Source organism: Streptantibioticus parmotrematis, assembly GCF_019890615.1.
GTDB classification, from domain to species: domain Bacteria; phylum Actinomycetota; class Actinomycetes; order Streptomycetales; family Streptomycetaceae; genus Streptantibioticus_D; species Streptantibioticus_D parmotrematis.
In genome coordinates, this window is sequence record NZ_JAINVZ010000006.1 from 188673 (window position 1) to 204259 (window position 15587).

The following is a 15587-nucleotide window of genomic DNA, read 5'->3' on the forward strand; positions in this document are numbered from 1 at the left end:
CCGCCGGTCGGACCTGTCCGTCCGCCTCATCCTGCCCCACGCGCCGCCCGTCACACAGCGGGCTCGCCCAGCAGCACCGGCAGCCGTTCCGTGCTGTTGGTGACCACCGTGGGCATCGGCGTCAGGTCCGCGAGCGGCACGGCGGGGGTCAGCGCCGGGAACCGCTCGAAGAGCGCGGCGAGCGCGATCTCGGCCTGCAGCCTGGCCAGCGGCGCGCCCAGGCAGAAGTGCGGACCGTGCCCGAGCGAGAGGTGCCGCGGCGCCGCCGCGGCCGGATCGAAGCGCGCGGCGCGCTCGCCGTACTCCGCCGGATCGCGGCCCGCCGCCATGTACGAGGCGAGGATCGCGTCGCCCTGGCGCAGCGTCACCCCGTCGATCTCCAGGTCCTCGGTGGCGTAGCGCAACGGGAAGTGGGCCACCGGCGAGTCCCAGCGCAACGTCTCCTCGACCACCGCGCTCCACGGCAGTTCACCGCGCATGGCGGACGCGCGCGCCGCGGGATGGGCGAACAGCGCGCGGACGGTGTTGGTGATCAGGTTCAGCATCGTCTCGTGGCCCGCGATGAACATCAGCAGCACGGTGCCGAACAGCTCCTGCTCGCTGAGGCGTTCACCGTCGCCGTGCCCATCGGGGTCGGCGGCGCGGGCCGCGATGAGCGCGCTGGTCAGGTCGTCGCCCGGCTCGCGCCGCCGCAACGCGATCAACTCGCCCAGCATCCGGTCGAGTCCCTCCCGGCGGGCCGCCGCGCTCTCGGGGGTGTCCGAAACGCGGACGAGGGCGTGCGTGAGGGCGTGCAGCCGGTGGCGCAGGGAGGCGGGGAGTCCGATCAGCTCGCAGATCACGTCCAGCGGCAGCGGGTACGCGAAGACCTCCCGCAAGTCGACCGGTTCGGGCGGCAGTTGGGCCATCCGGTCCAGCAGGTCGTGTGCGAGAGAGACGATCCTCGGTCGCAGGGCCTCGATCCTGCGCGGGGTGAACGCCTGCGACACCAGACCGCGCAGCCTGCGGTGGCCGGCGCCGTCCGCGGTGGTCATCGCCCGCACCGCGACGATGGCGGTCAGCGGCCACTCGCCCGGTACTTCACCACGGTTCCAGGCGGCCCAGTGCCGGATGTCCTTGGAGACCCGCGGATCGGTCAGCACGGTCTGGAGCGTGCGGTACCGGGTGACCGCCCAGGCCCGCACGCCGCCCGGCAGTTCCACGGCGACCAGAGGCCCGATCGCGCGCAGCCGCTCGTTCTCACCGTGCCGGTCGCGCCCGAGAGGGTCGAGCCGGTACGAGGCCGGAGGCGCGGGATCTCCACCGTGCGCGACGGGGCAGGCTGCCGGGGTGTCGGTCCACGCGCTGTCCATGTCTGCACCGCATCAGGGGGCGGGGCGGGGGTCAAGACGAGAACCGGCCTGCTGGGCGTGGTGGGCCGGGCCTCGGATGCGGAGTGTTACTTCTGCGCCGCTGCGCGGCTTGAGGGGGCGGAGGCGGGGGGCCATCGGTGCTGCGCACCTGCCTTCGACACCCGGTCGCTTCGCGCCCGGGCCCGGCTTACGGGGTCCGAGGGCGAGGGTGGTTGGCGGATTAGTTGCTTCACCCTTGTCTCCGGCAACGAGTTGTCACCGCTAGGTACTTGTCGGAGACAACGGCGAGACAACTAATCCGCCAACCCATACTGCCCTGCGGGCGCGCAGCGACCGGGTATCGAAGGCAGGTGCGCAGCACCGTGGGCACCCCGCCTCCGCCCCCTCAAGCCGCGAAGCGGCGCAGAAGTAACACTCCGGCCTCAGGCCGCCGAGCCGACCCCGGGCTCCGCGAGCAACGCCGTGATCTCCCGAACCGCCTCCCGCCCAGCCCGGTTCGCCCCGATCGTGCTGGCAGAACCCCCATAGCCGATCAGATGGATCCGCGGATCCTTCGCCACCCGCGTGCCCTCCATCCGCACACCCCCGCCCGGCTCGCGCAGCCGCAGCGGCGCGAGGTGGTCGAGTGCGGCGCGGAAGCCGGTGGCCCACAGGATCACGTCGGCCTCGACCCGCCGTCCGTCGTCCCACTCCACCCCCTCGGGCGTGACGCGGTCGAACATCGGCAACCGCTCCAGCACCCCGGACGCCCGTGCCGCTTCGATCTGCGGGGTGAGCGGCAGGCCGGTCGCGCTGACCACGCTGGCCGGCGGCAGCCCCCGTGCCACCCGCTCCTCCACCCGCGCTACGGCGGACCGCCCGCGGTCGGCGTCGAAGGGGCCGGGCACGAAGACCGGCGGCCTGCGGGTGACCCAGGTGGTCGAGGCCGCGACACCGGCCAGTTCCATCAGGTGCTGGGTGCCGGACGCGCCGCCGCCCACGACGACGACCCGCCGTCCCGCGAACTCCTGGGGCCCGCGGTACCGCGCGGTGTGCAACTGCCGCCCGCGGAACGTCTCCTGGCCCGGGTAGTGCGGCCAGAAGGGACGGTCCCAGGTGCCCGTCGCGTTGATCAGGACCCGCGTGGACCAGGCCCCCGCGTCCGTCTCGACCAGGAGCCTGCCGCCGGGTGCGCCCGGTTCCGCCTCGCGTACCGCGCAGACGTCCACCGGCCGCCGCACCCGCAGGTCGAAGGCGTCCTCGTACGCCGCGAAGTACCGGGAGACCACCTCGGCGGCGGGGCGGGCGGCGTCGCCGTCCTCCAGTCGCATCCCCGGCAGGTCGTGGACGCGGTGCGCCTTGCCGTAGGTCAGCGTCGGCCAGCGGTACTGCCAGGCGCCGCCGGGGCCGGGGGAGTGGTCCAGGACGACGAAGCCGGAGCCGGGACGCAGCCCGGCACGCCGCAGGAAGTAGGCCGCCGACAGCCCGGCCTGCCCCGCTCCCGCGACCACCACGTCGACCTCGGCGGCCTCACTCGTCACAGCGAAGTAGTTCACGATTGTACGAACGCGGGGCTCCCTCCAACCCTTCCCGAGGACGCCCCCACTCCGAAGGCCCCGGCCGCTTCAGCGCCCGCTCGCCACCAGCAGCGGTGCCGGGACCCGCGGTGCCGCGTCGGCGGCGGGGCCGGTCAGCCCGCGGGAGGCCAGCTCGGGCGTGACGCCCTCGCCGAACCAGTACGCCTCCTCCAGGTGCGGGTAGCCGGACAGGACGAAGTGGTCGACGCCCAGCGCGTGGTACTCCTCGATCCGGTCGGCGACCTCCGTGTGGCTGCCCACCAGCGCCGTCCCCGCACCGCCGCGCACCAGACCCACTCCCGCCCACAGGTTCGGCGCGATCTCCAGCTGGTCGCGGGAACCGCCGTGCAGCGCCAGCATCCGCTGCTGGCCCACCGACTCGCTGCGGCCGAGCGCCTGCTGCGCGGCGGCCACCGTGGCGTCGTCGAGGTCGTCGAGCAGCCGGTCCGCCGCGGCCCAGGCGTCGCGGGCGGAGTCCCGGGAGATGACGTGCAGCCGGATGCCGAAGCGCACATCGCGCCCTTCGCGTTCGGCCAGCTCCCGGATCCAGGTGATCTTGCGCCGGACCTGCTCGGGCGGCTCGCCCCAGGTCAGGTAGACGTCCGCGTTGCGGGCGGCGACCGGTCCCGCGGCCGCCGAGGATCCGCCGAAGAAGATCTCGGGAAGCGGGTCGGGCGGCAGCGCGGTCAGCCCGCCGTCCACCTGGTAGTGCTCGCCGTGGAAGTCGAACGGCCCGCCCTGCCACACTCCCCGGACGATCCGCAGGAACTCGTCGGTGCGGGCGTAGCGCTGGTCGTGGTCGAGGTGGTCGCCGAAGCGCCGCTGCTCCACGGAGTCGCCGCCGGTCACCACGTTGAGCAACAGCCGCCCGCGGGTGAGGCGTTGATAGGTGGACGCCATCTGCGCGGCGAGCACCGGTGAGATCACGCCCGGCCGGAACGCGACCAGGAACTTCAGGCGTTCGGTGTGCTGGGAGAGGGCCACCGTCGTCAGCCAGGCGTCCTCGCACCAGGTGCCGGTGGGCGTCAGCACCGCCTCGAAGCCGAGTCGTTCCGCCGCCTTGGCGATCTGGGCGAGGTACTCGACGTCCGGGGCGCGCACCCCGGCGGGCAGGGCGGGCCGGGGGCGGCCGGTGCCGTTGTCGGTGTAGGCGTGCCGGTCCACCAGGGTGCGGCCGTCGCCGCCGGTGGGCAGGAACCAGTGCAGGTGTACGGACATGTGCGCAGGTCTCGATTCGGTCGTCCGGGGCGGGGGCTCGGCGGTCAGGATCCGGAGGCGGCGCGCGGCGGCGTGGTGGACGGCGGAAGGCCGGTGTTGTACCGGGTGTCCACGAACTTGGAGAAGTCCACGGTGCCCGGGATCAGCTTCAACTGGCTGAAGGTGTCGGCGATGCGCTGCTCGGAGGCGACGGCGGCCTGGTCCACGGCGACCGTCACCGTGGTGCCCTGGGAGCGGCGCACCGCGTCGAGGGCGACCGGGTAGGACAGGCCGGTGTCCTCGGCCCATGCCTTCGCCCACTGCTCGGGGTGCTCGTCCGCCCACGACTGCGCCTTGCGCAGTCGCTGGAGGTAGTCGGCGATCGCTGCGGCCTTCGCCTTGTCGGCCAGTGCGGAGGGCGAAGCCACTTCGAAGCTGAGCCCGTTGGCGATGCCCTGTCCGGTCGCCAGGACGCGGGCGTGCTCGTCGGCGACGACCTGGGAGGTGTACGGGTCCCAGATCGCCCAGGCGTCCACCTTGTGCTGGGTGAACGCGGCAAGTGCGTCGGCGGGTTGCAGGTAGTCGAACGTCACGTCGGACGGGGACAGGCCCGCCGAACGCAGCGCGGCCACCAGCGTGTAGTTCGACGAGCTGCCCTGCGCGACGGCGACCGACTTGCCCTTCAGGTCCTTCAGCGACTTCAGCGGCGAGCCCTGCGGCACCACGATCGCGTCGCCCGCGGAGGAGGTGTGGGAGGCGGCCACCACGGAGATCTTCGAGTGCGACGCCGCCGCGAACACCGGCGGGGTGTTGCCGACGCCGCCGAGGTCCACCGCCTTGGCGTTGACCGCCTCCAGCAGCGGTGGCCCGGAGGTGAAGGTGGACCACTTGATCTTGTAGTGCAGGTCTTTCAGTTCGCCGGCCGCGTCCAGTACGGCCTGCGAACCGCCCTTCTGGTCACCGACGTCGAGCGTGACGCTGCCGGATCCGTCGGTGCGACCGCCGGAGCCGGTCAGGGAATTGTCGGCCGCGGAGTTCCCGCCGCACGCGGCGGCCAGCACGGCGAGGGGGAGGAGCAGGGCGCCAACGACACGGGATTTCATGGGGAGTTCCGTCTCTCTACGGGTACGGGTGAGTGCGGTGCGTGAGGGGTGTCGCGCGGGTGTGGGGGCGTGAGCGGCACGCGGGAGGTGAGGTCAGGCGGCGCGGTCGTCCGTGGCCGGCGTCGCGGTCTTCACGTCCAGCCGGTCGAGCAGTGCGGTACGCAGCCAGGTGAACTCCGGGTCCGCCACGTCACGCGGACGCGGCAGGTCCACCGGTGCCTGGTGGGCGATGACACCATCGCGCATCACCAGCACCCGGTCGGCGAGCAGCAGCGCCTCCTCCACGTCGTGGGTGACCAGCAGCACCGCGCAGCCGCGCCGCCGCCAGACCTCGGCGACCTGCCGTTGCGCGTTGAGCCGGGTGAGCGCGTCGAGGGCGCCGAACGGTTCGTCGAGCAGCAGCAGATCGGGCTCGCGGACCAACGCCCTGGCCAGCGAGGCGCGTTGGGCCTCGCCGCCGGAGAGCGTCTTGGGCCAGGCGTCGGCGCGGTGCTCCAGGGAGACCTCCGCCAGGGCGGCCACCGCCGCGTCACGGTCGGGGCGGCCGGGCAGGCCGAGCAGCACGTTGCGCCACACCCGCTTCCACGGCATCAGCCTCGGCGCCTGGAACGCCACCGCGCGGCGGCGCGGCACCAGGACGGTGCCGTCGATCTCCCGGTCCAGTCCGGCCAGCACCCGCAGCAGGGTGCTCTTGCCGCAGCCGCTGCGGCCGAGCAACGCGACGAACTCGCCCGGCGCGATCTCCAGGCGCAGCTCGTCCAGCACCGGTCGGTCGCCGAAGCGCCGCGTCAGCCCCTCGACCCGGACGACCGCACCCGGATCGGCCGACTCCACCGGCTCGGCGCGTTGGTGACGAGATGTCACTTTCCCGTGAATGTCGGTCGCCATTGCAGCAGCAGCCTTTCGAGGAGACGGACGATCAGGTCGGCGAGCAGGCCGAGGAAGGCGTAGACGACCAGGCAGACCACGATGACGTCGGTGCGGAAGAACTCCCGCGCCTGGTCCATCAGGAAGCCGATGCCGTTGTCGGCGTTGACGGTCTCGCCGAAGACCAGCGCCAGCCAGGCGGTGGCGAGGGCGTACCGCAGTCCGGTCATCGCGCCCGGCAGTGCCCCGGGCAGCAGGACATGGCGGATCAGGCCCCAGCGGGACAGTCCCAACGAGGTGCCCGCCTCGATCAACTGCTCGTCCACACCGCGTATCCCGGCGTAGACGTTGAGGTAGAGGTGGAAGGCGACACCGAGCGCGATCAGGGTGATCTTGGGCGTCTCGCCGATGCCCAGCCAGATGATGAACAGCGGGATCATCCCGACGAACGGCACCGCCCGCAGCATCTGCACGGTGGCGTCGATCAGGTCCTCACCCAGCCGGGACAGCCCCGACAGCAGCCCGAGCGCGGTCCCGATCACCGTGCCGAAGACCAGGCCGACGGCGACGCGGCGCAGCGACACCGCCATGGCGGAGGGCAGCGTGCCGTCCGAGGTCAGGTCCCAGGCGGTCCGGGCGATGGTGGCGGGCGACGCGAGGATGTCGGACCCCAGGACGCCGGTGGCGCTGAGGACCCCCCACAGCACGAGCAGCAGCAACGGACCGGTGATGCGCCGCAGCCAGCGGGGGACGGAACGCCGCCTGGTGGCGACGGAGACCACGGGTTCCAGATCGATCGCCCCGCGGTCGGGCGATATAGGGGATATGTCGGAGGGTTCGGAGTGTGGCGTGGGCAGCGCTGTGCCGGCGCTCATGAAGGGACTCCTGACGGAGGGCAAGGGGGTGCGCGCGCCGGCGTATACGCGGGCACGGAGCTCAGCGGCGACGGGCCGCGAGAGGGGAAAAGAGCGAAGAAGGCGTCAGCGGCCGCGGCGACACGCGGAGGAGGCCACCCGCAGCAGGTCGATGTGCCCGCGCGTGGTGAGAAGGGCTGAACGCGACATGCGCCAGAACGTAGCGACGCGCGCTCACCCAGGTCAATGGGCGTCTCGCCAGGCGGACATCGCGTCTTGGCCCGTGGATGCCGCCGCGTTCGCCGCGACCGAGCCGACCAGCGGCAGCATCCGCGATCGCACGCGTTCGCGCAGGACGACCTCCGTGCGCGTGCGGACCACGCCCGGCATCCGGATGATCAGCTGGATCACGTCTTCCAGATGGGTGTTGTCGCGCGCCGCGACCCGGGTCAGCAGGTCGCCGCCGCCGGTGACGGAGAACGCCTCGATGATCTCCGGCACCGCCGCGAGCCGTTCACCGACGTCGTCCAGGTGGCCCTGGGTGACCTCGATGTGGACGAAGGCCAGCACCGGGTGGCCCAGCGCGGCGGGTGACAGCCGCGGCCCGTACCCGGTGATCACGCCGTCACGTTCCAGCCGGTCGAGCCGGGCCTGGAGGGTGCCGCGGGCCACGCCGAGGATGCGGGCGTACTCCCGCACGCTGGTGCGCGGCTGCTCCAGCAGCAGTCGCAGGATCCTGGCGTCCAGCACGTCCACAGCCATGGGCCAGCGGCCTCCTCGCGGTCGATGGGAACCCGGTTCGACTGTACCAATGGCCCAGTGGATCGTCGGTCGCTTGAGCCGCTGACCCAGCGGATGCTTTCCTGGGGGCATCGATGGCGTTGCGCAGGGCCGACGGTCGGGACGGCGGCGGAGCCGCCCGCGCCCCGCGGCGCCCCAGGCGTACCCGCGCGACCGCCCCCCACCGGCCGCCTCCGGGACGCGCCCGTCCCACCTGTCCGCACACCGCTCGTGATCCCGGGGGAACCCACCGTTGAAGAGGATGTTCGTCGCGCCCGACCCGGGGCGCGCCCGGCTGCGGGCCGGACTGCGCGCCGTCGCCGGCATCGGCCTGGCCTGCGCCGCCGACCTGCTCGGCGGACTGCCGCTGACCGCCGTGGTGGCGGGCGGGCTGGCCGCGCTGCTCGCGCTCTTCACCGTCGCCGACCCGGGCGTCGGCAGGCAGGCGGTCACCACCGCGCTGCTCCCCGTCGTCGGCTACCCCGTGCTCGCGCTCGCCGCGGTCCTCGACCCGTACCCGCCCGCCCGGGACGCGGCCTTCCTGGCCGTGGTCTTCGCCGGTGTCTACGCCCGCCGGTGGGGGCCGCGCGGGCACGCGCTCGGCGTCTTCGCGTTCATGATGTTCTTCACGGCGCAGTTCGTGAAGGCGCAGGCCGGACAGCTTCCGGAACTGTTCGCCGCGCTGAGCCTGGGGCTCGCCTGCGCCGCCGTGGTGCGCTTCGGCTTCTGGTGCTACGAGCGGAGGTCGCCGCTGTCGCCCGCCGTCGCCCACGACGAGCCCGGCGGGCTGCGCAGGCCCACCACCCGGCAGGCCTTCCAGGCCCTGGCCGCCGCCGCGTTCGCGCTGGGCGTCGGCGAACTGGTCTCCGGCGCCCGCTGGTACTGGGCGGTCGCCGCCGCCTGGTGGATCTTCGTCAACACCGCCTCCCGGGGCGAGACGCTGGTGCGCGGCTTCCGCCGCTTCCTCGGCACGGTGCTCGGCATGGTGGCCGGGCTCGCCGTGGCGCTGCCGGTGGGCGGCGCGCCGGTGCCGACCGTCGTGCTGCTGGCGGCTTGCGTCTTCGGCGTCTTCTACGCCGCGCCGGTCTCGTACAGCTGGATGATGTTCTGCGTGACGCTGCTGGCCGGACTGCTGTACGGGCTGATGGGGGTGCTGACCCCGGCGCTGCTGGTGCTGCGGGTCGAGGAGACGCTGACGGGGGCGCTCGGCGCGGCGCTCGCGGTGGCGCTGGTACTGCCGGTCACCACGCACGCGGCCACCGACGCCTGGATCCGCCACGCGCTGCACGCGGTGCGGGACGCCACGGCCGCGGTCGGCGCCCGCACGCCGCTGGAGCCGCACATCGCCCGGCTCGACCTGCTGCTGGGCCGGGTCCGGCTCGCGGTCGCCCCGCTGGTCCATCCGCTCAGCCCGCTGCGCGCCCGCAAGGAACGCGCGCGGCAGGTGCTGGAGCTGCTCGACGACTGCGCCGGGCAGGTACGCGGCCTCGCGGCGGTGGTCGCGGAGCACACCGGCCCGGCGCACGGCGCCCACCCGGGGCACCACGAGCGGCTGCGCGCCGCCTGCGCCCGCGTCGAGGAGGCCATCGCCCACCTCGTCACCCCGCACGCGCACGGCGAGGTCGCGCGGCACGGCGTGGACCCGGCGCACGAGCCGCTCGGCGACCCGGCGCTCGGCCACCTGCACGCCCTCGAACGCAGCCTGACCGCCCTGCACGCCCCGCTGCGCGCCGACGAACGCGCGCCTGTCGCCGCCTAGCGGCCCGAGCGTGAGCGCACACCGGCGGCCCGCCCGCCCCGGAGCGCCCGCGCCGAGCGGCCCGTACTAGCGTCTGCCGTACGGGACCACGCGAGCGCGAAGGGGACGGGAGCCGCGGTGAGCGAGAGCGCGACGGGCACACTCAGGGCGTACATCGGATCGTTCACCTCGGCGGGAGGGCGCGGAGTCGTCGCGGCCCGCGTCGATCCGGTGACCGGCGCGCTCACCGCGACGCACGCCACCGACGCCGTGCCGGACCCCTCGTACCTCACGCTGTCGCCCGACCGCGCGACGCTCTACGCGGTCAGCGAGCGCGAACCGGACGGCGCCGCCGCCGCGTTCACCCTGCGCGACCCGGACGCGCCCGAGCCCGTCGGCACGCCGGTCCCGGTCGGCGGCGCCTCGCCGACCCACCTGTGCGTGGCCGACGGTCATCTGCTCACCGCCAACTACGGCTCCGGGAGCGTCAGCGTGCTCCCACTGCCGCAGGCCGCGCCCGGAGCGCCCCGGCACGTCCTGCGGCACGAGGGCGCGGGCCCCGACCCCGACCGCCAGGAGGGTCCGCACGCGCACGCCGTGCTGCCCGACCCGGGCGGGCGGTGGGTGCTCACCGTCGACCTGGGCACCGACGCCGTCCACGTGTACGCGCTGGACCCCGCGACGGGACGGCTCACCGTCCACCGCACCCTGGACCTGCCGCCCGGCACCGGTCCGAGGCATCTCACCTTCCACCCGCGCGGCCACCGCGCCTACCTGGTGGGCGAGTTGGCGTCCACCGTGACGGCGCTGGCCTGGGACGCGGACACCGGGACGCTCACGATCTCGGGTGCGGCGGCCACCGTGCCCGGGAACGCCGGGGGCGAGGCCAACTATCCGTCCGAGGCCGTCGTCTCTCCCGACGGCCGTTTCCTGTGGATCGCCAACCGGGGCCACGACAGCATCGCGGTTTTCACCCTTGACGGGGACGGCGATCAGCTGGAGTTGACGGACACGGTGTCGTGCGGTGGCCGCTGGCCGCGCGACCTGGCCCTCGGCCCGACCGGCCGCCACCTGTACGCGGCCAACGAGCGCTCCGGTGACGTCACCTGGTTCGCGATCGACGCGGCCACCGGGATCCCGCGCCGCGCGGGTTCGTTGCCCGCCCCGGCGGCCTCCTGCGTGACCTTCGCCTGAGGGGCCGCGCGGCGTCGAAGGCGGCAGCACGCCGAAGGGCCGCCGCAGGCCACGATGCGGTGGCGTGCGGCGGCCCTTCGGACCTTCGTACCCGGGCGGGTCAGTGCTGCGGCGCGCCCAGCGGCTGCTGCGTCGTGATGCCCAGCAGCGCCGCGTACTTCGACAGCACCAGCTTGCCGACCGCCGGGTACGCGCCCAGCGGCTCCGCGGTGGCGACGCCCGCCTGCTCGGCGACGGCGGCGAGCAGGCCCTCGGGCAGCTCGGGACCGATGACGCACGGCGCCAGCGCCAGCCGCTGCGACCCGGCGGCGCGCAGCTGGTCGGCGGTCGCCGCCACGGCACCGTCCACGTCCAGCCCGGCCGCCAGCACCGGCACCGCGAGGCGGGCGGCGAGCAGCAGTCCCGTCACGCCCGCGGCCTGCACGGCCTCCTCGCCGCCCACGGTGGCCATGACGATGCCGTCCGCCGCCGTCGCCACGGTGAACAGCCGCGCCCGGTCGGCGCGCGCGAGCCCCACCTCGGACAGCCGCACGTGCAGCGCCTCGGCGAGCAGCGGGTGCGGGCCCAGTACGTCGGTCACCTCGGCCTTGACGCCGCTGTCCGCGATCGACTGGCCGATCCGGTCGAGCACCGCCGCCTCGGGCCCGACCAGCAGCGGCACGACGACCGCCACCGGGCCCTGCCCCTCGCGCTCCACGGTGGCCGAGGCGGCCAGCACGTCGGTGAGCGCGGGGAAGTCCCGTGCGTCCAGCCCCTCGACACCGCCGGCGGCGTCCAGGTATCCGACCCGGGCGTCCAGACCGGACAGTTCGGACCGCGCGATGCTGATGACCTCGTCGACCAGCGAACGCGTCGCGGCCGTGGGGGTGCCGGGTATCGCCAGCACGAGCGCGGGCGCGCCCTGCGGGGCGGCCAGCGGCTCGGGACGCCGGTGCCGTCCGGGCTGTCGGGGGCGCGGCATGCGTACGGGCAGGCCAGGTGCGGGGCCAGTGGCTGAGCTCATGGCCTCGCATGCTAACGGTTCCCCGGGGCCGGGCGCTCCCTCGGGTGCGGCGCCCGACCGTAGCGTCCCGGTGTATCCGGTTTTATCGACCGTAGCCTCTCATCTGCGTAAACACCCGGCGCGGGCGCGGGAGCCGGTCACGCCCGCGCGCGGTGCACCGTCAGCAGCGCGGGGTCTTCCGGAAGCGCCGGGCCCCCCTCGGCGAGGGTCGCGGCGATCCGCAGCGCGCCCTGGAGCGGACCGGCCCGCGCGGTCACCAGCCGCACGTCGGGCAGCAGTTGGGCGGCCAGCTCGCGGACCGGCGCTAGCAGTGGTGCGCCGATCCGGGTCAGCCCACCGGTCAGCGCCACGTCACCGTCCGCCGGGCGCACGGCGGCGGCCGCCTCCACGATGTGCCGGGCCGCCTCCCGCAGGATCCCCGTCGCGACCGGATCGCCCCGCCCCGCGCACTCGGCGACGCGGGGGGCGAAGGACGCCAGCACCGCGGGCCGGTCACTCCTCGGATACAGCTGTCCCGGCATGTGGGACGCCGGTCCGAACTCCGCTTCCAGGCACGCCAGCAGCAGTGCCGAACCGCCTGGCCTGCCGTCGTACGCGCGCAACGCCGACTCCAGCCCGGCCCGCCCGATCCACGCGCCGCCCCCGCAGTCGCCGAGCAGATGCCCCCAGCCGTCGGCGCGCCGCCAGCCGGTCCCGTCCAGCGCGGTGCCCAGCGCGATCAGGCCGGTGCCGGCCGCGACCACGGCGCCCGGGCGCATCCCGAGCGCGCCCGCGTACGCGGTCACCGCGTCCGCCGCCAGCGCCAGTCGCCGCGTCCCGATCGCCGAACGCAACGCCTCCGGCAGCCGTTCGCGCAACTCGTCACCGAGCGACGCCATCCCCGCCGCGCCGACGCAGGCGGCGACCACCTCGCCCGCACCCGCCTCAGCCGTCAACCCGCCCACGAGAGGCAGCAGTTCGGCGAGGAACGCGGCGGCGTCGATGCCACGGGGGCCGGTGGGCACCGGACGCGCACCGGCGCGTTCGAGCACCGGGGCCGCGCCGTCCGCGCGCGCCAGCGCGCACCGCAGGCCCGAGCCACCGGAGTCGACGCCGAGGACCCAGCCGGAAGCCGGGCCCGGCCGCCCGGTCAGCGGCTGTCCTGCTTGAGCGCGGTGTCCACGGTCAGCGCGGAGGCGACCACCATGCTCAGCAGCGGGTCGGCCAACGGCCGGTGGACCTGGAGGACGTAGTTGTCGGCCGTGGTGAAGACGGCCTTGGCGAAGCCCTCCCACGTCTTGGTGATCCGGGCGATCTCGGTGTCGGTGTGGTCGACGATCGCGAAGTTCCAGGCCCGCCAGTTCTCCGCCTTGATGGCGCCGATCTGCTGGCCGTTCACCAGGAAACCGAAGTTGATCTTGCCGATCGCGTTCTGCTGGACGATCTCGCCGAGCTGGGTGCCGTCCGGACGCTGCACCAGCACCTTGGACTTGATGAACTTCGCCGGGCGGGTCAGCATCAGCACCGGCTGGCCGAAGGCGTCGCGCACCTCCAGCTTGTGCGTCATGAACTGGTCGTAACTGGACAGGAAACGCACGACCTTCTTGGCCGTGCTCTGGCCGACCTCGACGACCGCGCCGAGCTGACGGCCGGACTGGTCGAAGACGCTGTACTCGTTGCTCACCTCGATGAGCTTCGCCTTCTGGTTGACCACGAGGACCGGTTCGGTGAACAGCGTGCCGCCGCCGCCCTGCACCGGGCCGACGCCCGCCTGCTGCTGGACCTGACGCTGGATGCGGTTCGGGTCGTGCGCCGAGTCGACGTTCAGCTCCCAGGGGTTCTCCTTCTCCTGGGGAACGCCGCCCTGCGGCGCGTACGCCTGCTGCGGGTAACCCTGCTGAGGTGCCTGGGCCTGTTGAGGGAAAGCCTGCTGGGGGAAGGCCTGTTGCGGCTGCTGGGGCGCCGCCTGCGGGGCCTGCGGCTGCTGCGGGATCGACGGCTGCGGGGCCTGCGCCTGCGCCGTCGCCTGCCGCGCGCCGGGCTGGGTGCCCGCGTGCGTGTGGTCGGTCCACTGCGAACCGTCCCACCAGCGCAGCAGTTCGGGCGTGCCGTGCGGATCCGCGTACCAGCCGGCGGGGATATTCGAATGCGTGGTCACGCGCGGCAGACTATCGCGCGGTCCCGGTCAGGGCAGTCGCCAGTCCACCGGCGCCGCACCCTGCGCCACCAGCATCTCGTTGGCCCGGCTGAACGGACGGGAGCCGAAGAACCCCCGGTCCGCGGACATCGGCGAGGGGTGCGCCGACTCGATCGCGGGCAACGCGCCGAGCAGCGGCCGCAGATTGCGCGCGTCACGGCCCCACAGGACCGACACCAGCGGGGTGCCCCGGGCGGCCAGCGCGCGGATGGCCTGCTCGGTCACCTCCTCCCAGCCCTTGCCGCGGTGCGCGGCGGGCTTGCGAGGGGCGGTCGTCAGCGCCCTGTTGAGCAGCAGCACGCCGTTGCGCGTCCACGGCGTCAGATCCCCGTTGGACGGGGCCGGATGGCCGAGGTCGGTGCCGTACTCGCGGAAGATGTTGATCAGACTGCCGGGCAACGGGCGCACCTCGGGGGCGACCGAGAAGCTGAGCCCCACCGCGTGCCCCGGCGTCGGATACGGGTCCTGTCCGACGATCAGCACCCGCACCTCGTCGAACGGCTGCTGGAACGCGCGCAGCACGTTCGCGCCGGACGGCAGATAGGTGCGTCCGGCGGCGATCTCGGTCCGCAGGAAGTCGCCCATCGCGGCGATCCGGTCGGCGACCGGTTCCAGCGCCTTCGCCCAGCCGGTCTCTACGATCTCGCTCAAAGGTCGTGCAGCCACGGCCGGTCACTCTACTGGCTCAGCGGTCCGTCCCGGCAATCGTCCCGCTCCTTCCGGACATCGCGCGCCCCCGGTGCGGTGCCGCCCGCCTCAGCGCGGCGCGGGCTCCTCGTCCTGCGGCGGAGTCCCCAACTCCCACTCCAGCCCGTACCGTTGGAACAGTTCGGCGCGCAGGCTGCCCAGCGGCATCGGCGCGCCCGGCAGCAGCAGGGCGACGACCGCGCCCATCAGCAGCGCGCGCAGCAGCCGGTAGTCGTGCTCCGGCTGCTCGGAGCCGTAGCGCGTGACGGTGTCCTCCAGCAGGAACGCCAGCCGCTGCTGCTCCGGGCACTGGATGAAGCCCTCGGCCTGGAGGATGCCCGCCATATGCATGCGCATCAGGGTGGTGTGGCTGCGGGTCAGCCCGAGGACCGCGTCGATCGCCCGGGCCATCCGCTCGCGTCCGTCGGTGGTGACCGGCTCCCGCTCCAGCGCCTCGGAGAGCGTCATGTGCATCAGGCGGTGCACCGCCGACTGCACGAGAGGACGTTTTCCGGGGAAGTAGTACGACACCAGCCCACGCGCCGCACCGGCCCGGTCGGCGATGTCCGCCAAGGTCGTGGCCTCGTAGCCGCGCTCGCCGACCAGTTCTACCGTCGCCTGCAGCAGCCGCTCGCGGGAACGGCGCCGCAATTCTTCATTGACCGATGCGCTTCGCGGGGACATGCTGTAACTCCTGCGTTGACTGGCTCTGAGCCAATATACTCAGCGCAGCACCCCATGGCCGTGTCGGCATGGGGCCCAGGGGGCGCGGCACGGTGCCGGGCGACGCGGGGGATCGTCCGGCACCGCCGTCGTGGGCGGGAGGACGGCGACGCGGCCGGACGTGAGCGGGCGGATCGCCTCGTGCTCACGGTGCCGGAATCACGTCCGCGATGAGCGCGATGAGGCCGTCGGCGTCCGGGCGCATCGGGTACGTCGTCGTGCGCGCCGGATCGTTCCGCAGACCGCAGACCGCAGACCGCAGACCGGTCCGGGGCGGGTCGTGGGCGGCCGGGTCGGGGCGGGTCCTGTCTCCGGGTGCCGCGTGGGGCGGCGAGGAGCAGACTGGGCGGCGGCGGA

The 15587-nt window shown here is 73.8% G+C and carries 15 protein-coding genes; 2 read left to right on the forward strand and 13 right to left on the reverse strand.

Features of this window, described 5'->3' with window-relative positions; translation table 11 throughout:
* Positions 1–50: 50 nt before the first annotated feature.
* The 8 genes from K7472_RS12100 to K7472_RS12130 form a co-directional block, all read right to left on the reverse strand.
* Positions 51–1352, reverse strand: coding sequence for a cytochrome P450 family protein (locus K7472_RS12100; protein ID WP_222977050.1), 1302 nt, complete (start codon positions 1350–1352; stop codon positions 51–53).
* 422 nt (positions 1353–1774) lie between these two features.
* Entirely contained in the window at positions 1775–2887 is a 1113-nt protein-coding gene (locus K7472_RS12105) for an NAD(P)-binding domain-containing protein (RefSeq protein ID WP_308013878.1), read from the reverse strand.
* Positions 2888–2956: 69 nt separating this feature from the next.
* Positions 2957–4126, reverse strand: coding sequence for an LLM class flavin-dependent oxidoreductase (locus K7472_RS12110; RefSeq protein ID WP_222977052.1), 1170 nt, complete (start codon positions 4124–4126; stop codon positions 2957–2959).
* Between the two features lie 44 nt (positions 4127–4170).
* On the reverse strand, positions 4171–5208 hold the full coding sequence (locus K7472_RS12115) for an ABC transporter substrate-binding protein (protein WP_222977054.1): 1038 nt from the start codon (positions 5206–5208) through the stop codon (positions 4171–4173).
* Between the two features lie 93 nt (positions 5209–5301).
* A complete protein-coding gene (locus K7472_RS12120) occupies positions 5302–6096 on the reverse strand; it encodes an ABC transporter ATP-binding protein (protein ID WP_222977056.1) in 795 nt (264 codons plus the stop codon).
* Entirely contained in the window at positions 6069–6950 is an 882-nt protein-coding gene (locus tag K7472_RS12125) for an ABC transporter permease (protein ID WP_222977057.1), read from the reverse strand. Before K7472_RS12125 ends, K7472_RS12120 begins: the two co-directional genes overlap by 28 nt.
* A 105-nt stretch (positions 6951–7055) precedes the next feature.
* Positions 7056–7139, reverse strand: coding sequence for a putative leader peptide (locus K7472_RS33685; protein WP_359642858.1), 84 nt, complete (start codon positions 7137–7139; stop codon positions 7056–7058).
* A 33-nt stretch (positions 7140–7172) separates the two neighbouring features.
* Positions 7173–7691 carry an Lrp/AsnC family transcriptional regulator gene (locus tag K7472_RS12130; RefSeq protein ID WP_222977058.1) on the reverse strand — a complete coding sequence of 173 codons (519 nt, stop codon included), beginning with the start codon at positions 7689–7691 and terminating at the stop codon, positions 7173–7175.
* Between the two features lie 280 nt (positions 7692–7971).
* On the opposite strand from K7472_RS12130, the gene K7472_RS12135 reads away from it, so the two are divergent.
* Positions 7972–9468 (forward strand): FUSC family protein, encoded by a 1497-nt coding sequence (locus tag K7472_RS12135; RefSeq protein WP_222977059.1) that lies wholly within the window; start codon positions 7972–7974, stop codon positions 9466–9468.
* 117 nt (positions 9469–9585) lie between these two features.
* The gene (locus K7472_RS12140; RefSeq protein WP_222977060.1) at positions 9586–10641 is read left to right on the forward strand and encodes a lactonase family protein; all 1056 of its coding nucleotides are present in this window, start codon (positions 9586–9588) and stop codon (positions 10639–10641) included.
* Between the two features lie 100 nt (positions 10642–10741).
* Here the strand turns inward: K7472_RS12140 and K7472_RS12145 are convergent, their stop codons facing one another.
* The 5 genes from K7472_RS12145 to K7472_RS12165 all read right to left on the reverse strand — a co-directional run bounded on the left by K7472_RS12145 (position 10742) and on the right by K7472_RS12165 (position 15191).
* Complete coding sequence (locus K7472_RS12145) at positions 10742–11644, reverse strand: sirohydrochlorin chelatase (protein ID WP_222977061.1); 903 nt, start codon at positions 11642–11644, stop codon at positions 10742–10744.
* Positions 11645–11781: 137 nt separating this feature from the next.
* Positions 11782–12777: an N-acetylglucosamine kinase gene (locus K7472_RS12150; protein WP_222977213.1), complete on the reverse strand. Its 996-nt coding sequence runs from the start codon at positions 12775–12777 to the stop codon at positions 11782–11784.
* Complete coding sequence (locus K7472_RS12155) at positions 12774–13781, reverse strand: LURP-one-related family protein (protein ID WP_222977063.1); 1008 nt, start codon at positions 13779–13781, stop codon at positions 12774–12776. Before K7472_RS12155 ends, K7472_RS12150 begins: the two co-directional genes overlap by 4 nt.
* A gap of 27 nt (positions 13782–13808) precedes the next feature.
* Positions 13809–14486 carry a uracil-DNA glycosylase gene (locus K7472_RS12160; RefSeq protein ID WP_222977065.1) on the reverse strand — a complete coding sequence of 226 codons (678 nt, stop codon included), beginning with the start codon at positions 14484–14486 and terminating at the stop codon, positions 13809–13811.
* Between the two features lie 90 nt (positions 14487–14576).
* Positions 14577–15191 (reverse strand): TetR/AcrR family transcriptional regulator, encoded by a 615-nt coding sequence (locus K7472_RS12165; protein ID WP_222977067.1) that lies wholly within the window; start codon positions 15189–15191, stop codon positions 14577–14579.
* Positions 15192–15587: the final 396 nt, after the last annotated feature.